Here is a 20,190-nt window from a genome sequence, read left to right on the forward strand (position 1 = left end):
TGCCCTTTGATGCTGCTACGGGTAACTTGCTGGATTTTCTTGACACCTGCCGCGGTGCCGAGGTCAACGCTTTTTTGCATCCGGGCGAGATCCGCCGCAGCGCGCTGCGCCGTGACGCGTGCGCCGAAGAAGTCCGGGGGCATTACCGCCCCCTCTCCTGCGCGTCCCGCTGTGCACGCTGTACCGCGTCGTCAACGGCAATGAGCCAATCGAGCGCCACTGCGGATTCGTGGTCCAGCTCGCTCGGTCGGCAGTGCAGCATGGTGCACAGGCGCCACGTGCGGTATTCCTCCGCCGGCACCATGTCCGACGTGTATCCGGTGTGTCCCTCTAGCGCTCGTCTTAGGCGGTAGAGGGCCCGATAGGGGATTCAGGGTCCGGGGTAGGCTCGAAATCGGGCATGAGCTGTCGCATGAGGGGCGCGCATTCCTTGCGGAGCGCGTCAAGGTCATGCCCTGGGATGTCCTGGACTCCGTCCAGGGTCACCGGGTGCCCGTACGACCATCCGGCGACCAGCGCGACAATGAGCGAGTCATTCAGGTTTTCTAGCGTGTCGAATGCGGAGCCCATTCCGGCAGCGATCCGCATTTCTTCCTCATCCGTCAGGCTGTCCGTGCCGCCGGAGCGTTTCGCCTGTGTGATCGCTGCGGCGAAATCCGCATCCGCGACTAGCTGTGCCTGTAGCCGTTTGATCGGGCGGCGCTGCCGCTCGGTCACGTCTGCCACCGGGCGCAGGTCCGCCCATGCACCGGAGGGGAGATGAATCCGCTTCACTACACGTACACCCCCGACGCTACGGCGTTCTTGAGCGTGGCTTTGATGGGCCCGTATCCGGCCGAGGTGCCGACGTCGGTCGTGTTGGCGAGCGCCTTGAAGGTGACCGGCAGCTCTATGTAGTCCTTGCCGCGAGTGATGTCCGCCGCGGAATACGCCACCTTGGACATGTGCAACTTGAGTTCCACCGCGGCGGAGCCGGCGCCCTGCGAGAAGTCGAAATCGAGGGCCGGTTTGACGGTGGTCAGGTAGTTCGTCAACTGCGCGTCCGACTCCATGATCAATGTGAATTTGCCGTCCACACTGACTGGGCCCGACCACAGCGTCAACGGCGCCTGCGTTCCGTCCACCGTATTGATCACGGTCACAGTGCGCTTGATCGTGACTTCTCCGTCCATGACGAGAGTTGACGCCACTCCGCCGATTTGTACGGCGCCGATCCACGCCGCAAGCGGCGGAATTGCCGTCCAGGACGGGGGTGGGGCGGCAGCCGTAGCCGACCCCAGCGTTACGGCTTTCGCCGAGTACGTCAGGAGTCCATCGGCGCTGAATTTGAAGCCGAGTTCGGAGAGCTTCGCGCCCGGGTACTGCCGGTTTCCCGCGGAGTAGAAGTCGTTGATTGTGTAGCTGCTCGGCTGTCCGGTGCCCGAGTTAAGTACGGTCATGGCGTGCGAGTACGGGGCACTTGCGCCGGTAGTTGCTACCTCGCCCAGCACGCCCGCGAGGGCCCAGCCGATTGTGTCCGGGATTGCGTCTCCGTCCCAATCCAGCTCAGCCGAGATCGGCCCGGCTATCTCGTCATAGACGTCCGTCATGCTGCCGCGCATGCCCTTGTCTTCAAGCAGCGTGAGATTGTCTTTAGGGGTGACGCCGGTCACTGGAATGAAAGCCGTTGACGCCACCGGAGTACCGAAAGTGGCCTCTTTTGCGATGCCTAGATAGGAAAATGCGGATGCGGCAGGCATCGTCACACCTCCGGTGCCCCGCCGGGCGTTTCATCGGGCGCAGGGCCGGTTTCGGGTGCAGCCTCGGGAGTGGAGTCGGGAGCGGTGCCGGCGGGAATCCAGCGACCATCGTCGGGCGGTGCGTCTGCGAATTCAGCGACAGCACCGGGCACCGCGGATATCCCGAGTGAGGAGTAATATCGGGAGTCATCTCCCGCGTAGACGTACGAGGACACGGGAACCCCCGCGTGCGCTATATGCGCTGTAGGCACTCGATTTCGAGCGTGGCGGTAGCGTGCCGTCCTAGGTGCTCGTCGTCCCATTCGGCATCGGTGCTGTGTGTTGTGGGGCGGGCTGCAAGCACAGCGCCCCCTAGCGTGAGATCACTGCGGACCGCGGCCACGATTTGGTCAGTGAGATAGGCGGCCCTGATGTATGCGCCTTGTGCGTCGTCTCCGCCGCGGAATACATCAACGGTGATTTCTACGGTGTAGCGCTCTTGGAGGTATCCGGCGCCCCCGCTGCCGACGAACGAGGAAAACTCAAACGTGCGGATGACCTTGCCGACGCTGACAATGTCATCCGGCTGATTTGGGCCCGGTTGGTCGTAGCAGACCAGCAAACTTGAGCGCGGGGAATCAGGGTCGGGGGTCAACTGCGCCGACAGTTGCCCGAACAAGTAGGCACGGGCGGCAGGGGCCGATGATGCCGGAACGGTCATCACGCCACCCCCGGGGGCCGCCGCTCCGGCGCCCACAGTTCGAGCACGCGGGAAGGCAGGGCGAATCCGGTCGGTAGGGGAACGTCACCCGCGTCGTAACCGGCCCCGCCGAACCGCGGGCGCCCGCCTTGCTGCGAGAGCTGCCACAGGTGCCGGATCAGCTCCAGGGCGCCCAGGCGCACGGCGTAGCCGACCGCCCCGGAGCGCCCGGCCGTGTAGACGACACGAACGTTTTTGTTGCCGACCGGGAAACACACCGCATCGCCGACAGCCCTACGTGTGATCTGCCCCCGGTCGAGATCGACCGTGTACCCGTAGGCGTCCACCGATGCCCCGAGCGGCTGCTCAGTGAGCACCCATGCCGTAGCGGCTATGTACTCGGTCACGCCCTGGACGGAGGCAACCGGCTGCCAGTCCAGCGTCAGCGTAGGTGTGCCGCCGTTGTGCCACTCGGTGTGTTGCTCCGGCATGACCGGGCCGAGTACGTGTCTCGCCATGTCTCCGGCGGCAAGGATGAACCCGCGGAGTTCGTCGTCCTGCCGACCATCCGTGATGTTCAGATGCGCCCGCACAGACGCGAGATCCACGATCAATTCCGTGTCGGAGGGGCGCACCTGGACCTGATCGGCATCGGCCCATGACACACCGGGGGCGGTCGCGGTCCACCGGTACCGCCACACCCCCGCCACCGATACGGCCGGGATGATCGCCCGGTAGACCCCGCCTCCTGCCGCCACAACCGCGGGGGTGGTGACTGCCCCCGCGGGGTCAGTGACAGTCACCACCACCACGGCGGCAGGGTCGGTCACGGGGGCACCATCCGCGTCCGTGACCGTGGCGGACAGCGGGATGTCCTGCCCCACGACGTAGACCAGGGCCACGACGTCACCCCCGTCCGCTGCTGATCAGGTGTGCTCCGGGGGTGGGGGCGCTGCCGCGTGGCGGGGTGGTCGGCCCCCGCCGGCGGCAGCGTCCAGGGCCCGCGCCTGTTCCTGCGCATGGGCGAGGGAGCGCAGTAGGGCAGGCGCGGGCGGTTCCGTGCTCGCAGGGTCTTGGTCGAGGATGGAGCGCAGCGCGGACGCTGCCTCTGACAGCTCTCCGGCCCGTGCGTCTTCTCCCTCTGTGGCCAGCCGTGCGGACTCCGCCGCTAGCCGGTCGGCATCGGCCCCCAGCTCCGCGCGCACGCGCGCAACCTCCTCCCGGATCGAGTCCGCGGAAGAGGCGCGCGTGTGCCGGCGGGGGCCGCCGAGAGAGAGCGCGAGTTCGGCCCGTAGGCCGTGCAATTCTGCTATCCGATCATGCATGACGGACCCCCGATCAGAATCCGGTCGGAGCGATCAGACCAGTACCGGAAATCACGGAGATTGACTCCGGGCGCCGGTCCGCCATGAATGCGGCGTAATTCCAGACCTGCAAACGGACTTGCAGGGTGCCGGACAGGATTTCTTGGAGGACCCTGGTACGCATCGCACCTTCCCAAAGGAAAATGTCCGAGGTGCGTGCGACGATGATTCTTTCCTCATTCGTTCCGGCGCCCAAGTTCGCAGGAATGTTGCCGTCCGCCAAAATCGGCTGAGCACCGACGCGTCCCACCGGCCCCTCAACATCCCCCCCGGTCTGCAACGCAAGCGGGTTGAAGGGCGCGTTTGCCTCGGGGAGAATCAGCGGTCGATTCTGCGAGTCAAGCTGACTTGCAGCCCAGTACCACCGCGACGGAGTCATGAAAGTCGCGGTTGCCAACATCTTCCGGTTTTTTGCGACGAGTGAGAGCGCCTGCATGAGAGGCAGGTACAACTCAGGCAGCGTCGGAGTGGCATCCGTATACGTGACCGAGTTGATTCCCGACACATTCAGCATGCCTTTGAGCTGTCCCGCGCTGCCGGACCCGTTGATTGCCTGCGTATCGAGCCGCTGATTGTAGTCAGCGATAAGGTCGGCGAAAACCACCTCGTCAAATGCTACGGGGCTTTGGTCGAGAAGCTGCAAGGCGATGTCCTGCTGACCGGCGATGGTGCGCACCGGGGCCGACACGAACGTATCGGTCAAATCCTGTGAGGTCACCGCGCCCGCATCCGCGGTCTGCACTCCGGTCGCAGTGCCGGTGGCGACTTTCGGAATATTGACGCTATCCGTACCCGCGGGCAACGTCAGATTCCGTACGGAATTGGCGATGGTGCGCCCGAATCGGGGCAGGTCAATGTACTCGTCTACCAGCCACAGGGGCGGCACGAAATACCCGCCTTGCCCGTCGGTCCGGTTCGGATTGACGCGCTTTTCGAAAACGCTCCGCCTGTCGATTCCGCGCATTTCACGGTCTGCGCGCTGTGCACGTGCGCGCTCCCGCTTGACCATGTCCGCGTCTACCTCTGCGCGGTGTCGGGCCAGTCGGTCGCGGGCCGCTTCCACTCCTCCGTCTCCGTCACCCCTGTTGAGTTCGGAGCGAATGAGATCCAGAAAGTAGGAGTGCTTTTCGTCTCGCCGGTACGTGGTCGGCTCCGACTGCACTCCCTCTCCGGCACGCGGTAGTTCGTAGCGGCGGAAAGTCTCTGCCGCCTGCTCGTCCGCGCGTGCCTGCTCGTCCAGCTCGACCACGCGCGCGTCTACGGCGCGTATGTCTTTCTCGAATTCCTCGAAGCGAGACCGTTCGTCGTCGTTTAGGTCGCGTGCTTCTCGCGTCGGGGTTTCCAGAAGCGCGTCTAGACTGGCTTTCAGCTCCGCGCGCCGTTTCTGGAGAGCGACAATAAACGCTTTGGACATGTCTACCCCCCTCGGGGTGGTGGGAAAGTGGCGCGCGGACATCGCGCGGTAAACGGGCATGCCGACGAACCCCGGAGCCGTAAAGGGCCCGGGGTTACGGGTGAAGTCGGCTACAGGGCCAGAGCGCGGGCCCGATAGCGGTACAGATCCGCACTGGGCACCGCGGGTGCCGGCGGAGAGAGCGCAAAGCGGGCCGACAGCCGCTCATAAACCTCGCGCTGTTCGTCTTCCGGCAGCTCCGCTATGCGGGCGGACAGGTCGCGCGCGTTGAGCTGTGCGCCTGCCGTAGCCGGATTGGCGCCAAAATTGACAATCGAGACATCGCCTTGATGTATGTCAACTTCGATGATGTCGCGCTGGTCATAATCCGGCGACCACTGCTGACGGACGATCCAGAACCCGAAAGACATCTCATCGACGTCACCCCTGTCCATCGCACTCCGCAGCGCTTGTACGTGCGGACTGGCAGGGTCAAGGCGTGCGTCTACATAGAGCCCGCTATCGTCCTCTGCGAGTTGCATGGTGCCGCTTTTCGTACGTGCTAGCGTCAAGCCACTGTGATTGACGAGTAGGGGCACATCAGCGCCCGCGGCGAGGGTCTGCGCGAACGCGCCGCGCCGCACGATTTCCGTGTACGGGCCGAACGCGTCCGACATGGCATAGCCGGTCTCGGTCACGCACGCGTAGCCACAGAAATGCAGCGCATCGCCCCCGGTGCCGTCCGGCGCTGCTCGCAGCGTGACGTCACGGAAAGGCGTTTGCCGCCTCTGTATATCGGCCGGGCGGGCGGCCCGCGCCGACAGATCAAGGCTGCTCATCGGGTCCCCCTTCCGGTGTGCCGCCGGCACTCGGGTCCGCACCGGAGTGCGCGGAGTTGAGAGGCGCGTTGATGTCGTCTCCGCCCGGTATCGGGCGCAGGCGCTCTTTCGCTCTCGCTTCGTTTTGCGTGAGGATTCCGGCGGTACGGGCCTGGACGTATCCAGCCATGCGGCCCGCGGTGTCCGTGCGCTGGAGTTCCGTCGTGTCGATAAGCGCGGACTGGCCACGGGGAAGCATCCCGGTCCAAGCGTCCTGGAACATGGTCAGCCAATCCGCCATGGTGTAGGCGAGAAAGCCGATGCTCTGCTGTTCAATCCCGGTACCCCATGACGTCGTGCGGTCCACCTGGCCCAGCATGTGAGGGGGGATGCCGTACAGCATGGCCATTTCCAGATTTGCCGCAGCACGGGTGCCCAAAAATTGAGCGTCTTCCGGCGGGACCGTGATCTGTGTCCATTTCGCCCCGCCGCTCAAGATGCCCACGGCGTGAGCATTCTTGAGACCGGTGTGGCTCGCTTCCCATGCTTCTTTCATGCGTCGAGCTGCCGCACGGTCCAGATCGGCATCAGTCGTGATCACACCGGAGAGGTGAGCGCCCCCGCCGAAGAACTCGGCACCGAATTCCTGTGCGGCTAGTCCTAGGCCGATGGCTTGCCGGGCGTAGGCAATCGGGGACATGCCCACGACGTCACCAGGCATCGACATGCCGATGATGTGCACCATGTCCGCGGTGTCGATGGGCTGCCGGTTTACCTTATACGTGCGGCCCCCGCCATCATCGGTATCTACCTGGACGTGATCCGGGTGGCACACCATGAGACGAGTCGGGCGCATGAGGGAATCCCGCGCGGTGACCACCGCATAGCCGTTTCCGCGGAGCGCGCACGACACCGCGAGTTGTTTGATGCCGTCCCGGCGGGAAAGCCATCGGGCGGTAATCGCACCACCGAAAGGATCGACCACGATTGTGGGTTGCCGGTCAAGCGGAGTGAGGACCGAATCCCGTAGTTGCATCGCTTGCATCGGCAGCGTGGCAATCGTGTTGGCGATAATCCGAACTGAGGCATAGACCGCGATCAGTTTCATGGCGGCCTGATCGTTGACCGGCACTCCGGATGCTGTCAGGTGCGCCAATTGCCCATTGGTCGGAATGCTGGAGTCTCCGAACAGAGGGATAGCGCGGGACTCCTCCGCGGACTCTCGCCGTTTCCAGGGCAGCCGCATAGCGCCCCCTTACAGGTCGGCCCACGAGAAGAATTGCGGCTCCGCAGGCTCCGGCTCTGGTTCCGCCATGGCGCGTTCAAGGCCCATCACACTCGCCACAGCCAAGTCAATTTTCCGGGGCGAATGCCGTGCATCCTTGGCAATACGGGAACCGCGGTTGTCCACTTTGATCACGCAGTTCGCTATGTGGCGCGCTAGGCGCGGGTCGCCAGAGTGGGCGACCTGCCGATTCATGACCGCTTCGTAAAACCGCTGAGTCGCGGGCACCATCCGTTGCGGGCTCTGCGGAAACTCAACGATGGGCAAGCCATCATCTTCCAAAATCTGATAGCTACGCGCCCAGCGGAACGGGTCGCAGCAGATTTCCCGTACCTGCCAGCGTCGGCACGCTCGCCGAATCTCTTCCTCTACATCCAGGATCGGCACCGCCCAGTCATTCCCGCTACCGGTCGGGCGCTCCCATGAGGCAACGACGTCGATATACGGCAGCTCACCGCCCGCCGGCACCGTAACGGCAATGAGCGCCGTACTGTCGTTGTTGAACGAGCCATCAAAGGCTAGGACGACTTCCGTACCGTCCGGAATCGGCCCGCGGGGGTCCGCGCACGCTTCCCATGCGCCACCGGGCAGCCACGCTTGCGCGGTCGCCACCCATTGATTAAGGCGCTTCGTGCGGAATTCCGATTCGGGTGTGATCAGGACCGAGGCTTGGAAATCCTCCGCCCCGACGATGTCCCCGAATCCCGGATTTGCCTGCGCCCAGGTGGCGGGGTCCCGGTGGTTCGCGTCATCGGGGGCACCCCACCATGCAAGGAAAAAGGTGGGGTCGGCGATTTCGCCGGACACGACCTTGAGGCCGTACTGATACAGCGTGTAGCACAGGGAGTCTCCGCCTGTGCTGTCCGTCTTCACACCGGCAGTCGTGATACCGACCATCATCGGTTCAAGGCGCGACCCGGACGCGAGGCGCATCACGTCCCACAATTCGCGGGTCGGCTGTGCGTGCACCTCATCCGCAATCACGAGGTGCGGATTCAAACCCTCTTTTGTGTACGCCTCTGCGCTGAGACAGCGGTACACGCTGCCTGTCGCGGGCAGCTCGATAGCGTCACGGTAGACGCGCATCGCGCTGGATAGCTCCGGCTCAAGCTCAATCATCCGGCGCGCGACACCGAAAACGATCCGTGCTTGATCCTTGTCCGCAGCGATGCTGTATACCTCGCCGCCGCTCGGTCCGAAAGACAGGCCGTAAAGGCCGATGCCCGCACCTACCGCGCTTTTGCCGTTCTTACGGGGCGTTCCGATAAGCGCCGTGCGGTGCCGTAGGCGCCCATCGGGCCTGCGCGCCCAGAGCTGCCCGGCTAGCGTGCGCTGCCACGGGCGCAGGCGAATCCTGGTGCCCGCGGCCCCGCCGATGCTGTCTTTCGTGATGCGGCAAAATTGCTCGGTGAACTCGCAGAATTGCGGCCCATCGCCGCGGGCGATGTCCGCGGCCGGCACTGGAGTAAGCCAACGGGGGGCAGCCATAGCCACCCCCCGCACAGCCTATTTGTGCTCTGCCTGTCTCAGCGTTTCAAGGACCCGTGACCAGTCAAAGGGGGCCGTGGAATCCTCTAGAGCCACGGTCGCGTAAAAGGCAAGTCCCCGATGATGCAGCCATCGCCGCAGAGAGCGCCGGAACCGTGTCATGAGGTCTCTTTCCTCCGGCTCAGCATCTCTTCAAAGGCGCTCTTAGCCTTGACTTCCGCAAGCCCCATCCGGGCGCGGTCGGTAGGTGTCAGGCCCAGGGCGGCAAGGAGTTTCGCTATCTCGGTCTCGACAGTTGAGAGCATCCCAACCAAGGGATTGGGGTACGCGTAATTTTTCTCCGTATACAAAACCGGTTCCGAGTCGGCCAGTCGTCGGAGGAAGTCGTCCCGCCGGTCCGTCTTCTCTGCGAGCAAGAGCAGCGTTGGCATGTCCGTCTGCGCGAGCCACACCGCGCCGGACACAACGCGCTGCCAGATATCCCGCCCCGCCGGCCCCAGGTGCGCGGGCAGCTCCGCCCCGCCCAGCGGTGCCACCTCTACCACCCGGGTAGCGTCCGGCAACGCGCGCTGCCCCGGATTACCGAGGCGCCGCTTTCGCTCGGTCGGCACCGGCGGACGTCCAGCGACCATTGCCGACTCACCTCCTGAAATGTGCAGCGCGTGACGAATGCGCCCGGTCACCTAGCAGACTCCCAGGGCCGAAATTCCGCAGCGGTGTTCGGGGCCATGGGAGCCGGGTCCCGGAAGGTGTGCGCTACAAAGATTGCACTACCCCCCCATTTTTTCACGCAGCGTGACCAATTTCGGATCTCGTTACGCAATGCGATTATATTTGCGTGCATTACACATCCGGCACAGCACGGCCAAGTTTTCCGGCGTATCGGCTCCGCCTGCGCTTTTCGGCGTGATGTGGTCCGCGGTGAGATCCGCACTCCGGTGCGCGGGGACTCCGTATCCGGGGCACCAGTCGCCGTACACCTGCCTGTGCGCGCTCACCTTGGCCGCCGCGGTGACGCGGTAGCGGTATCCGTACCCCCGGTGTGTAGCCGATCCGCGGCGCTGCTCTATGCGCGCTTGGTGGACAGCGGCGCAGCGCTCGCAGCGTGAGGCGTGTGTGAGGCGCCCGCAGTCAAGGCAGGGGCGCCTAGGCATCGGCTGTCTGTGCCCAGTGCGGCGGCAGCTCAGCAACGGGTGCCGGCGGGGCCGCGTCGGTGGGGGCGGGCTCGGGGGTGCATGAGCATCCGGGCAAATCCGTGGGGTGGGGTGCTGTGCAGTCTGCGGCGTGCACCTGGGCGGCAGCGTCCAGGGTGATGGCGTGTTCTGCGCAGGCGTACACGGGCACGGTTGTCTCTGCCTCGGTCGGCAGGGGCCCGTAGTCCGGCGGTTGCTGCGGGTCGGCGAGTGCGGCGCGTTCGTTGCGCTGCGCTTGGACCAGGGCGACGTGGTCGCTCCGTTCGGTGGGAGTCGGGCGGCGAAACCACTGGACGAGTGCGGGTGCGCCGCACAGGGTGCATTCCGTCACGATTCCTCCGTATTTGCCTGAATGGCGGATGCCCTGTTCATAACGACAAGCTCACGAAATGGTCATCGATAGACCAAGAAGGTAATGGGGGGACCCAGTCCGCTTGCGTCGCCGCCCGGGTGGCGGTGCACACTCACCGCGGCGGTACCGCGGAGAGGACCACCATTTGAGTCACGACAAAAGAGAGCGCTATGCCCGACACTCAATTACGCCCGTTCTTTGAACTGCGCATCGGCGGACTGCACATCACTGCGGAGCGCTTTCCGGTGCGACTCGTCACCGCGATCATTACGGCTGCCGCTTCCGGCATCGGAACGTGGCTCGTCACGCTTCGCTAGCGTGCAGGCACGCAAAAGGGCTCTGGATCAGTGGGATTGATCCAGAGCCCTGGCCTGTGTGTTTCCGGGCATGCCGGAAGCGCCTTTATCTTCGGTCATCCGTACGCGGTTCGTCAACGGGTAACTTTGCGTTGGCCGGGGATACGAATGCGTGTTCGTGCGGGCGGAGGGGGCGGCAGGGGCGGACACGCGCCGCTCTGGGCGCATCCGAGGCTGCACAGGTGCACGTACCGGGGCAGCTCCGCCAGGTCCCACAGAGCCCCGTAGCGGCCCGCTCTGCCGTGTCTGGTCACGCGCCCCTCATGGGCCCACCGGTACAGCGTGGCTCGGGGGCGCCCGGTCCATGTCTCGGCAGCCTCGGTGTCCACCAGGCGCAGGCTCCGGTCTGTCACTCGGCACCCCCGATCAGGGCCGCGATGTCCTGCCACGCGTAGGCGGTGCCGCACGGCGAGGTGTCCGCGGTGCCGGTGCAAACCGCGCGTCCGTCTTCGACGCGGAGCCCGCCCCCGCAGTGTCCGCAGACGAATCCGCGGATGGTGCCGGCGGGCACGTCATAGCCGCATATCAGGCGCGCACGGCGGACGGCACTGGCCAGGTAGCGCCGGATTTCGTCTATCAGGTCGAGCGCAGCAAAGTTCCCGGGCAACGGCGGATCTACCACAGTTGCGGCGCGCCCGTCGCTGTCCGCCGACTGTAGCTGCGCTATCGCGTCTTCAAGCTGTGCGATCAGCGCGCGCTGCCGGACGGTTTTGACGCGCATCTCTGTTGTGGTCGGGCAGGCACACCGGCGCAGGCGCGTACTTTCGGCGAGACATGGCGCGGTGTGGGTTTTGATGGATAGGCGGTATTCGATCCGTTCGTCAAAGCCTGTGACGAGTGCTTCTGTCAGTGTGGTGATGCGTTCAAGGTCACGTGACATGGGTAGTGCTCTCCGGGCACTCATCATGGACAGCCCATAGGTAGGAACCGCATTCGATGCCCCAGAAAAGGTCATCGTTGCGGATGAATCCGCGGCACGTATCGCACCTGCGGACCCTAGAAAGGCGCGGGGTCGCAGTGCTCGCAGCTTTGCGGATTTGGCCCGTGCGGGGCTTTGAGGCAGAGGGGGCGCCCAGGTGCCCAGTAGCGCTCACACGGGCTGAGCGGGGGTCCGCGGTGACCGGCCGGAGCGGTCGCGTGCTCGTCCCGCATGGGTGGTCGCCAACGAGCTGCCCCGCGCCCAGGACGTCGCCGGGACGGAGCGGCCGGAGCGCCTGCGCGCGACCGGCCAGCATGCCGACGCGGTACACGGTCCGTCCGGCGACCAGGGCGGCCCGTACAGCGTCCAGGTCGAGCGGACCGGGGTCTACGGCCGTACTCACTCCCCCGACCAGACAGGCGAGCACACAGGCGCCACAGCGGAAGCATGCGGCCAGTACCGGCCGGGTGTCGATCATGTATCGGCTAGATATTTGATCTTCCTTTCTGTACCTGCCCGACGCCTGCCCGACCCGTGCTGTCCCGACCTGTCCCCACCCCTAAAGGGGTGGGGACAGGGGACAGGTCGGCCGGGGACAGGGGACAGTTTTGGGGACAGGTGCGGGGACAGGTCTGACCTGCGAAAACGGCAAACCTGTCCCCAAGTCGGGGACAGGTGCTTTTCGACCTGTCCCCAAGATCAGGGGACAGGTTTCGCTCACTGGACGTCGTCTGAGTCGTCACCCTGGGCGACATCGTCAAAGGACTCCGCCGCGGGACGCTCATCCGCCGGCACCGGGGCGTCACGCTTCTTCCGGTGAGCGATAGCGGACGCGAGCACCGCATTCCGGATGGTCACCTGACGGTGCGTGAGCCACATGCGCATACGGTCCCTGCCGAGATCGGTCGGAGCGCCAAGCCTGTCCAGTAGCGCTACCGCGTGAGACACGGCGGGGTCGAGTCCGGGCACAGCGAACGATGCGCCTTGCTCTGGCACCAGAACCACCGAGGTTTCCGGCTCACCTGTCCGCCGCGTCATCCCGTCGATTGCCACGACACGGGGCAGCAGTCGGATTTCCCGGCTGTCATCGTCATCCTTGGTCTTGTCGATGCGTACGGTGACGACACGATCGGCCCCCTTGCCTTCCGCTTTCATCAACAGTTCCGTTTGCACGGCACCGAGGATTGCGGAAGCGCCGCGCCCGTGCTCGCCCTGGTGCCCGGTGTGGTGGACAAGCGTGGCGCACGCGTCGCATCCTTTGGCGAGGCGTTCCACGCGCGCGAATATCGGCCCCATCCTTTCGTTACTCGATTCCTCTATGCCGACTGTCGCCCGTGCCTGCGTATCGAGAACGACCAGCACGGGGCGGATTCGGCGGCACGCCTCTTCAAGTACGAGCCATTCCGGCCCGGCAATCTGCACGGGGCGGGGCAGGAAATGTACGTCCGTCATCCGTCGGCCCCTGTGCTGTTCCCATGCGCGGACGCGCTTACGGATGCCCCCTGCGCCTTCCGCAACGAGGTAGAGAACGGGCCCGGGAAAGGTGGTGCGGTCTGCCCAGGGGATACCGGCCGCTACGCATCCGGCGATATCGAGCGCCGCAAAACTCTTCATGCTTCCTGGGCGCCCGTTGATTCTCGCTACGGTTTGTCGGTACAGAAGTCCGTCCACTACGGGTACGAGCGCGGGAATGCTGTCCAGGGTGTCACTCGTCAGCGTCTCGGATATGAGCGCGTCAGCGAGTTCTTCGATGCGCCCGCGCTGTTCTTCTTCCTCCAAGTCCGCGGCCCGCGCTTTGGCCCGGTTGTAGCTTGCTATCTCCCGTGCCTTTTCGAGTTCGGCAGATTCCCGGTTGCGCGCGTCGATCAGGGCGCGCGCGTTTGCGTCGTGGACGGGTGCGGGCAGTCGAGAGGACACCGCGGCGACGATGCCTTGCACATCTTCGGGGAGGGATTCGAGCGGGGCAGTCTCCGGATTGAGTAGCCAATAGAGTGCTAGGCGCGCGCTCACCTCCGGCGATTCCAACGTCACGTCACACCGCGCCTTACCCTGGTATCGTGCGTGTCATGGCACATGTGCATGATCTTGAGTACGTCAGTCAGGTAATTTTCACCGGCCCCAAAAGGCAACAGAGACCGAACGTTGTCGCCCGGAATGCCTGCTACGGGTGCGACACGCTTTGGTGTTTCACGTGTGGAACGGAAGTGCCGGATCATGAGTTCTGCCCTAAGTGCCCGGACGAGAAACCCGCCTAGATCATCGGTACGGACCTGATTTCAATACCCGTCCATGCCCAGCCGTGCAGGGGAACTTGCGCATAGAGCTTGTGGGTTTTCGTCCAGCGGAAGCGCGCCCCGCGGTAATCAGTGCCAATCATGTGCTCTAGGACGTGTTTCCGCGCTGCACGCTGGGACACGGCGACGCCTTGCACCATGCCGTTCTCGACAATCACGTATATGCCTCGGTAGCCGTACATTGCATTGCGTCTCCAGCGGGTCTCCGCACGCGTCTCCGGTACTGGTTTCGTGTCTGCGGGACGTCCCGCGCGGTGAGGTATCCGGCAGCCCAGAGCACGGACACGGCGTGCGGCTCCGTCCAGCACAGCAAGTCGTCACACAGGACCATCAGGGCCCGGCTGCACCCCCGGTACGGGATGCGCTGCACGGCGACCAGGGCGCGCATGGCCCGTAGGTGTCGTGCGGCAGCTCCGCGGCGCACCTGGGCGCCCCCGCTGCGGTCCGGCCGGATGGCGCCTCGCTTCAAGCCCTGGGCAACGGCGGCCCCGGTGGACGTCACGCCGTACTTGACCCGCACTTCGCCGAGACCGACGCGCACGGCGTTGACTTTCACCCAATGCCGTTCCGCGGTCTCCTCGGCTGTCAGCCCGTCCGCGGCAGCCTGTAGGTAGGAGAGTTGTTGCGGGGTCGGACGGTAGGACATGGGCTGCCCGCGGAGCGTGTACGCCTGTACGGTGCGCGCTCGCCTGCCCGCTCTCCCGCTGGGCCCACTGGCCCGGTGCGGCCCTGTCCATTCGAGCTGTAGCCACCAGGGCAGCGCCCGCCGGCGGGAACGTTCCTGGGCGCGCTCGGCAGTCGTACGGCGCTTCCTCGCCAGGGCGCAGGGGCGGCACTTGCGGCGCCATGCGCCGCGGTCCCGGTCGTACGTGAGGTACACGTTTCCCGGATCGTCCAGGCGGTGAAGCCCCTTGCCGCAGAGCGCTTGTGTCTGCCTAGGCATCGGCGGCCCCCTCCTCGGTCTCCTCGGGGGGCGGGTCGGTGGGCGCCGTGTAGCTGCCGACGCACAGAACGAGGGAATAGGCGGGTCCGGTACGGGTGTGGTGGGGAACGAGGTAGCCATCCGGAAAGAGGACGGCACCGCCACGTGCCCGCAGAACGGATTGGGCCCGCATCTCTACTTCGCGCTCGCAGTACCGGCAGTACCCCCACTGGGCGCCGGACAGGTCTCCGCGTACGCGGTGCAGGTTCACACCCATTCCGGCCACCCCCGAGGCACCTCGGGTACAGCCATCGGCCACCCCTGACCGATCCAGCCGGAGGGAATGCGGTCGCAGGTGAAGAGTCGGCTAGCTGTGTGCCGCCATGGGAGGTATCCGCGGCGGAGTCCGAGAAAGGGTGCAGCGAAGATTCCTTGCCGGCAATGGGCGCATCGGGACGTGGTCATGGGGCACGGTCCTTTGTTCTATCGATGCGCCCGCCTGGACAGCGGGGCACGGGCACACCGAGAATGACGCTGATCATGGGGTGCGGGAGTACACGGTCTCTGCGGACGCGTGCAATGTGCCGATCGTCTGTTCCGGCGACTTGTCCGCAGCGCGGGCAGTAGTAGCGCACGCGATCACTCCGGTTCGTCGGCCATGATTGCCGCGGACGGCAGGGGCACGGCCTGAAAGATGACGTCAAGGCGCGCAGCTACGGCACGGGAAAGGTCGAGTCGTAGCGAATCCTCTATGAGTGGTCGCGTTGCGGGATCGGCCCATGCGGTCTCCGATATGTACTGCCGCGCCGTGATGACTTCTCCCCCGAGGCGAGTTCGGGCGTGCACGACAATGACAGTGAGAGACATCAGCTTCCTTCCTGTTTCGGGCAGCAAAAACCCCCGCCGCTCAAGGTGAGCGACGGGGGTGGGTAAGCAGTCGGCTCTTAGCATTTAGATCTGCAATACTCTTCCCGCCTCGGAAACGAAGTTTTCGAAAGAATCAAGAAATGCATCTTTTGCGAGACGGTAAGCGCGCAGGTTGGAATCAGTGGCGGCGGACACGAAGCCGCTCGCCAGGGCCTCTAGTAAAGTGTAAATTCGGCTCTCAACGTCAGCGCCCTTTGCAGCCATCGATTCCGGCCCCAGCATCCGCACCCGAGCTAAAGCGTAATCCATTTCCAGAGAAGGAGTGCCCAACAACTCCATCCTTTGGTGTCCGTCGGGGGCGCCCCAGTTATCTTGCGCTTCTTCAATGGCAGCTTGAAAGGCATTCATGCTCACCACAAATTTCGCGTAAGCGTCTTGGCGCTGTTCAAGTAGCCAATGCCGTCTTTGGGCATCTTCTTGATCGCGCACGGTCCGTCGCCCAGCAGCGTACGCGATCACTCCTGCGATGATCGCTGCGATTCCGCCCGCTGCCGCAGCCCAGACGGTTGCCGCATTCTGACTCATGGCTAGGACCGGTCCCGATGGCGTCATGAGCAGACGCTAGCCCTTGCGCCCCTGTAGCCGGTAGGCGCTGCGAACTGTCGCCTCGCCTGCGGCGATCTTCCGCGCAACCCGTGTGCCGCGCCCGAGTCAAGCCTAGAGTTGTCCCATGGCTGGACACAGTGCACCGCCGCCACCGCCACCCGCGACCCCGCCGTTACCGCCGGGCAGTCCGCCTGCCCACCAACCGCCGCGCTGGGCATGGTGGGTTGGAAGCATCTTGATCCCGATTGCCGCGATCACCGTGCCGTTGGTGGTTCGCGCCAACCAGTCATCCGGGGGACACGGCTCAGCGCCCACCCTCGGAGCAACCTCCGCACCCACTCTCACCGCGACTTCCGCGCCAACCCAGACTAACGCTAGCCCTAGTCCGAGCACCACGACTAGCAGTGCAACTCCGCCTGCTGTGGCGAAGGTATATTTCGGGCCTGCGGAAGTGACTGCGGGCATGAATCAAGGTGCCCATTATGTTGACTTTGACTCAAATCCCCCGCTGGCGACGACGACTAATACCGGAGGCACGGATGTCGACTTCATAGACGCGGGCAGCGGATCGGAAGCTTGGAACAAAAATATCGCTCCCTTGTCTCCTTCGGGTCCTGACCCCAGTGAAAGTGAATGCGCTAACCAAGCAGCAAACGACAGCACATACTTCGCGACCTTAACGCGAGGCGCGCGCGTTTGTTTCGTAACCGATGAAGGGCGAACGGTCTATTTCCGGACCGTTGCTGCTCCTCCTGGGGGTGTCGGGTTTGTCAAACTCATGGTGACCGTTTGGAATGTCCCGAACTGAACCTGACAGGCGCTAGCCGTTCCGACCCTGTAGCCGATAGGCGCTGCGGATCGTGGCTCGTGCCTGCCGTTCCCCTCCGTCGCCCCGTACGGCCACGTAGGCAGCCGTGAGGGGCCCTAGCGCCTCGTCCAGGGCGATGCCGTCCCCGGCTGCCGCACGGGCCGCCCACAAGAGGACCTGATTCCTGTTGCCCGGCTGGGCGCTCTCGACTGCCCGCACCAGCCCGCCAAGGGCGCCACCGGCCCGCGGCTGCCGGAACGGCCCCTCCGCGGCAGGGTGGGACAGCCGGGGGCGCGGCCGGGCCCGCAGTAGCTCAACCAACCACCCCGGGGCGTCCCGTATCGGCAGCTCGCACTCGGCCACGTAGGCGCCCTTGTGCGTCACGCTGCCCGCGCCCAGCACGTACCCGCCCCATGTGCCGGCGGACCCGCGCACGTCCAGGAGACCGGGCACGGGACTGGCCTGTGTCGCCCCTACTCCGGTCGGCCACCGGTAGTAGTAGTGACACCCCAGGCTGCCAGTGCACACCCGATACGTGTCATGGCACTCCCGCCAGTCGCCGGACAGGGACTCACAGATGTGCCGGTAGACATCAGTCCCATCAACCAAAGACCCAAATCTGTCATGCAGTCCCGCGTACTCCGTCCCCGCCAACGCGTACTCCTGTTTTGGCATATCGCAATCCACAACGAGTAGTCCGCTCGGCTTACAAGCAATGCCGATGTTTGCATCAGGCCAGCGCGACCAATACTCAATGACTCTGTCCAGACTGTGAGTTGCAGCCTCGCCCCAGCGCAGGGTGAACGACTGCCCGGGAATCAGGGTGTGCGGAGTCTTGCCCAGGGGCTCAACGGGGAAGACTCGAAAGCCCCGCTGCACGGCCTGTACTGCGTACGCGATGAGGTTCACTGGTCGGCCCTCTCACGTCATGCACCACCCTGAGTCGCACGTGCCGTCCGCCTCATCAAAGAGGGGCAACAGGTCTACACCGTCCGGTATCGCCTCCCGCAAAGGCTTGCCGAAACGCGTCAAGTAGACATGGCTCTTACCCAGCATGTCGCGCCGCTCGTTCAGGATGTCCTCAAGCTGACACGACTTCTCGAACAACTCCGGTTCACTCCGCCGCTGATCGTGCCACGTTTCCGGCCGATGGAATGGGCAGAAGAAACATGCAGATTTCGGCGGAACGGGCAACCCCGCTTCACGAATGATCCGCATGCAATCGATCCGGCGCAGTCCCAGATCAAGCAAGGGGTAGACGATGCGTTCATGTGGTTCGCAGCGTCGTTTGTTGGCCCGGTGGATCTCGTCCACCGATATGCCTATGCCGATGGTCGCGGGGTTCTCCGCGTCAGCACCACGCCGTTTCAACTCGCGCCCGATCACTTCGATTTTGTATGTCGCAGTACATGAACGCGTGCCCGGGGCCCCGTTGCTCATGCGCACCGGGATTTTCAGGGACCGCGACCCTTCACGGGTAAGGTCCTCCCAGAGTGTTCGCACTTCACCGCTACGCTGCATGACGCGGTGCAATTCGACCAGTTCGATACCGTGCCGCTTCGCGTACGGCTTGGCGATGGTCTCGACGTACTCCAGCGTTTTCGGACTCTCGCTGTCATGCCCGACGTTGGAGAACAGAAACAGCCGGAAGTCAATCTTCCCTTGCGCCGCCAGTACGAGAAGTGCCGTTGACTGCACACCCCCGCCGAAACTGATAGCGCGAACGGGCGGCAGGTTCAGGCGCAGTTGTTCATGTTGCTTGGGAGTTGTCGGCATTGGGTGCCTCCCGGGTGTCCCGGACAGCACTAAGGGCCGCTCACCGGAGATGAGCGGCCCTTAGTGCGCTGGATTACTAGCCGGTTACCGCGTCACAGGCGGCATTGAATGCGGCCTGTGCGGCGCTCAGTTCTTCGCGCGCCTTGATCGTGGCTTCCTCGTGTCCATCCAGCCGTGAAAGCCTTTCGTTGTCCCGCTCGATTCGGGCGAGGATTTTCGCCCGCTCCGCGTCAACGTCCAGCGCGTCGAGGCGCGCGAGAGCATGACGCGCACGCTCGTACCGTGCGGCTGCCGCGGGCAGCGTGAGCGCCCTCCGGCCCCGCTTGCCAGAAGCGGACGCCTCGGATTCCTCGTCCGCCGGCACCGCTTCAACGGTCCCGTCCCATGCGGGGTCTTCCTCGTACGGCTCCGCGTATACCTCGGTTCCTTCGGTCATGCTGGTTTCCTCTTTCTGCGTTGTCGATTTGCGCCGTGTCGGCATGGGCACTCCGGTCGGTTCAGCGATAGGGGTTGTCCGGGAAGGTTGCTGCGATCAGCCGCATTTGGTCATCCGACATGCCGGCGGTAGGCACTCCTTTGCCTGCGAGCCACTGTGCGAGAGGGCTCGGGACGGCAGGCGCCGGAGCTGCCGGAGCGGGGGCCAGCGGTAGCACCGGGGCGACCGGCGGAGCGGACACCTGCGGCTGGGCAAAGGGCGCGGTGCGGGGGTGCGTCTGGACGTAGGCGGTTGCCAGAGCGGCATCCTGCGGGGTGAAGTCCGAGAGCACGTAAGCCCCGTCTTTCTGCCCCTGAGACGGGAGTTTGGACAGGCGCCCCAGGACCATTGCCCCGACTTGTTTTTTCAGTTGCGGCACAAGTCCCTTGCCGCCGATGCGGGCGCCGGAAAGGACCGTGGGCTGTCCAGTCTGCGGGTCGGGCAGATCCACAATCACAACGTCTGCCTCAACGACGTCTGACGTTTCCTGTGTTCCGTCCGGTCGTACGAATGTCTGCGGCGAGCAGGCGTCCGGGTAGACAAGGAAGAGTTTCCCGATCCACTCCGGGTGATCGCGCGGGGCGAATCGATCCGCTTTCCCCGGTTGGCTGAACTGCGGCGGTACGGGTGTAGTCATGCGCTCTCTTCCATGAGTTGTCGATAGGCCGTGAATGCCTGAAGGGAAACGACGGAATTCCCGATGCCGTGAAGGGCTCTGTTGCGTGGCACGACTCCGGTAGCCCATCCGGCCGGAAGTCCCATGAGCCATTCCGCAAAGGGTGCTGCCAGTCGTCTGCCGCCGCGCGGCCCTATCTCGGTGGGGGACGGCGCCGGCTGTTTGGTTATTTGCTCCCAC

20 protein-coding genes are annotated in these 20,190 nt (G+C 64.6%); 1 reads left to right on the plus strand and 19 read right to left on the minus strand.

Annotated features, from left to right (window positions below; translation table 11 throughout):
• Positions 1-342 precede the first annotated feature (342 nt).
• From ITX44_RS08225 to ITX44_RS08275, 11 genes are all read right to left on the minus strand, one after another.
• Positions 343-717, minus strand: coding sequence for a hypothetical protein (locus ITX44_RS08225; protein ID WP_205356407.1), 375 nt, complete (start codon positions 715-717; stop codon positions 343-345).
• A gap of 56 nt (positions 718-773) precedes the next feature.
• Positions 774-1,739, minus strand: coding sequence for a phage tail tube protein (locus tag ITX44_RS08230; protein ID WP_205356408.1), 966 nt, complete (start codon positions 1,737-1,739; stop codon positions 774-776).
• A gap of 232 nt (positions 1,740-1,971) precedes the next feature.
• The gene (locus tag ITX44_RS08235; protein WP_205356409.1) at positions 1,972-2,439 is read right to left on the minus strand and encodes a hypothetical protein; all 468 of its coding nucleotides are present in this window, start codon (positions 2,437-2,439) and stop codon (positions 1,972-1,974) included.
• Entirely contained in the window at positions 2,439-3,320 is an 882-nt protein-coding gene (locus ITX44_RS08240; protein WP_205356410.1) for a hypothetical protein, read from the minus strand. The genes ITX44_RS08235 and ITX44_RS08240 overlap by 1 nt, the downstream gene beginning before the upstream one ends.
• A 436-nt stretch (positions 3,321-3,756) precedes the next feature.
• Complete coding sequence (locus ITX44_RS08245; RefSeq protein WP_205356411.1) at positions 3,757-5,196, minus strand: phage major capsid protein; 1,440 nt, start codon at positions 5,194-5,196, stop codon at positions 3,757-3,759.
• A 110-nt stretch (positions 5,197-5,306) separates the two neighbouring features.
• On the minus strand, positions 5,307-6,014 hold the full coding sequence (locus tag ITX44_RS08250; RefSeq protein WP_205356412.1) for an HK97 family phage prohead protease: 708 nt from the start codon (positions 6,012-6,014) through the stop codon (positions 5,307-5,309).
• Complete coding sequence (locus ITX44_RS08255; protein ID WP_307795163.1) at positions 6,001-7,125, minus strand: phage portal protein; 1,125 nt, start codon at positions 7,123-7,125, stop codon at positions 6,001-6,003. The genes ITX44_RS08250 and ITX44_RS08255 overlap by 14 nt, the downstream gene beginning before the upstream one ends.
• A 123-nt stretch (positions 7,126-7,248) precedes the next feature.
• Entirely contained in the window at positions 7,249-8,739 is a 1,491-nt protein-coding gene (locus ITX44_RS08260) for a terminase large subunit domain-containing protein (protein WP_307795164.1), read from the minus strand.
• A gap of 185 nt (positions 8,740-8,924) precedes the next feature.
• Positions 8,925-9,449, minus strand: coding sequence for a P27 family phage terminase small subunit (locus tag ITX44_RS42120; RefSeq protein WP_205356415.1), 525 nt, complete (start codon positions 9,447-9,449; stop codon positions 8,925-8,927).
• Positions 9,450-9,581: 132 nt separating this feature from the next.
• Positions 9,582-9,920, minus strand: a complete 339-nt coding sequence (locus ITX44_RS08270) for an HNH endonuclease (protein ID WP_205356416.1) — start codon at positions 9,918-9,920, stop codon at positions 9,582-9,584.
• Positions 9,913-10,290, minus strand: coding sequence for a hypothetical protein (locus tag ITX44_RS08275; protein ID WP_205356417.1), 378 nt, complete (start codon positions 10,288-10,290; stop codon positions 9,913-9,915). The genes ITX44_RS08270 and ITX44_RS08275 overlap by 8 nt, the downstream gene beginning before the upstream one ends.
• A gap of 191 nt (positions 10,291-10,481) precedes the next feature.
• Here ITX44_RS08275 and ITX44_RS08280 point away from each other — a divergent pair, with 191 nt between their 5' ends.
• Positions 10,482-10,628 carry a hypothetical protein gene (locus ITX44_RS08280; RefSeq protein ID WP_205356418.1) on the plus strand — a complete coding sequence of 49 codons (147 nt, stop codon included), beginning with the start codon at positions 10,482-10,484 and terminating at the stop codon, positions 10,626-10,628.
• Positions 10,629-11,016: 388 nt separating this feature from the next.
• Here the strand turns inward: ITX44_RS08280 and ITX44_RS08285 are convergent, their stop codons facing one another.
• From ITX44_RS08285 to ITX44_RS08320, 8 genes are all read right to left on the minus strand, one after another.
• Complete coding sequence (locus tag ITX44_RS08285; RefSeq protein WP_205356419.1) at positions 11,017-11,547, minus strand: hypothetical protein; 531 nt, start codon at positions 11,545-11,547, stop codon at positions 11,017-11,019.
• 756 nt (positions 11,548-12,303) lie between these two features.
• Positions 12,304-13,617: an AAA family ATPase gene (locus ITX44_RS08290; RefSeq protein ID WP_205356420.1), complete on the minus strand. Its 1,314-nt coding sequence runs from the start codon at positions 13,615-13,617 to the stop codon at positions 12,304-12,306.
• 1,198 nt (positions 13,618-14,815) lie between these two features.
• On the minus strand, positions 14,816-15,079 hold the full coding sequence (locus ITX44_RS08295) for a hypothetical protein (protein ID WP_205356421.1): 264 nt from the start codon (positions 15,077-15,079) through the stop codon (positions 14,816-14,818).
• A gap of 674 nt (positions 15,080-15,753) precedes the next feature.
• Complete coding sequence (locus ITX44_RS08300; protein WP_205356422.1) at positions 15,754-16,281, minus strand: hypothetical protein; 528 nt, start codon at positions 16,279-16,281, stop codon at positions 15,754-15,756.
• A gap of 814 nt (positions 16,282-17,095) precedes the next feature.
• Positions 17,096-17,992 carry a bifunctional DNA primase/polymerase gene (locus tag ITX44_RS08305; protein WP_205356423.1) on the minus strand — a complete coding sequence of 299 codons (897 nt, stop codon included), beginning with the start codon at positions 17,990-17,992 and terminating at the stop codon, positions 17,096-17,098.
• A gap of 12 nt (positions 17,993-18,004) precedes the next feature.
• A complete protein-coding gene (locus tag ITX44_RS08310) occupies positions 18,005-18,859 on the minus strand; it encodes a phosphoadenosine phosphosulfate reductase (RefSeq protein ID WP_205356424.1) in 855 nt (284 codons plus the stop codon).
• A 76-nt stretch (positions 18,860-18,935) separates the two neighbouring features.
• Positions 18,936-19,295, minus strand: a complete 360-nt coding sequence (locus tag ITX44_RS08315; protein ID WP_205356425.1) for a hypothetical protein — start codon at positions 19,293-19,295, stop codon at positions 18,936-18,938.
• Between the two features lie 61 nt (positions 19,296-19,356).
• Positions 19,357-19,971, minus strand: coding sequence for a hypothetical protein (locus ITX44_RS08320; protein WP_205356426.1), 615 nt, complete (start codon positions 19,969-19,971; stop codon positions 19,357-19,359).
• Positions 19,972-20,190: the final 219 nt, after the last annotated feature.

Origin of the sequence: Actinacidiphila acididurans (assembly GCF_016918855.1) — a bacterium.
Taxonomy (GTDB): Bacteria; Actinomycetota; Actinomycetes; order Streptomycetales; family Streptomycetaceae; genus Actinacidiphila; species Actinacidiphila acididurans.

What these genes read in the sequence shown, in the direction of transcription:
- ITX44_RS08300 (WP_205356422.1), bottom strand. Translation starts at nt 16,281, where the DNA reads ATGACGCCATCGGGACCGGTCCTAGCCATGAGTCAGAATGCGGCAACC.
- ITX44_RS08315 (WP_205356425.1), bottom strand. Translation starts at nt 19,295, where the DNA reads ATGACCGAAGGAACCGAGGTATACGCGGAGCCGTACGAGGAAGACCCC.
- ITX44_RS08270 (WP_205356416.1), bottom strand. Translation starts at nt 9,920, where the DNA reads ATGCCTAGGCGCCCCTGCCTTGACTGCGGGCGCCTCACACACGCCTCA.
- ITX44_RS08320 (WP_205356426.1), bottom strand. Translation starts at nt 19,971, where the DNA reads ATGACTACACCCGTACCGCCGCAGTTCAGCCAACCGGGGAAAGCGGAT.
- ITX44_RS08295 (WP_205356421.1), bottom strand. Translation starts at nt 15,079, where the DNA reads ATGGGTGTGAACCTGCACCGCGTACGCGGAGACCTGTCCGGCGCCCAG.
- ITX44_RS08250 (WP_205356412.1), bottom strand. Translation starts at nt 6,014, where the DNA reads ATGAGCAGCCTTGATCTGTCGGCGCGGGCCGCCCGCCCGGCCGATATA.
- ITX44_RS08280 (WP_205356418.1), top strand. Translation starts at nt 10,482, where the DNA reads ATGCCCGACACTCAATTACGCCCGTTCTTTGAACTGCGCATCGGCGGA.
- ITX44_RS08230 (WP_205356408.1), bottom strand. Translation starts at nt 1,739, where the DNA reads ATGCCTGCCGCATCCGCATTTTCCTATCTAGGCATCGCAAAAGAGGCC.
- ITX44_RS08285 (WP_205356419.1), bottom strand. Translation starts at nt 11,547, where the DNA reads ATGTCACGTGACCTTGAACGCATCACCACACTGACAGAAGCACTCGTC.
- ITX44_RS08310 (WP_205356424.1), bottom strand. Translation starts at nt 18,859, where the DNA reads ATGCCGACAACTCCCAAGCAACATGAACAACTGCGCCTGAACCTGCCG.
- ITX44_RS08245 (WP_205356411.1), bottom strand. Translation starts at nt 5,196, where the DNA reads ATGTCCAAAGCGTTTATTGTCGCTCTCCAGAAACGGCGCGCGGAGCTG.
- ITX44_RS08235 (WP_205356409.1), bottom strand. Translation starts at nt 2,439, where the DNA reads ATGACCGTTCCGGCATCATCGGCCCCTGCCGCCCGTGCCTACTTGTTC.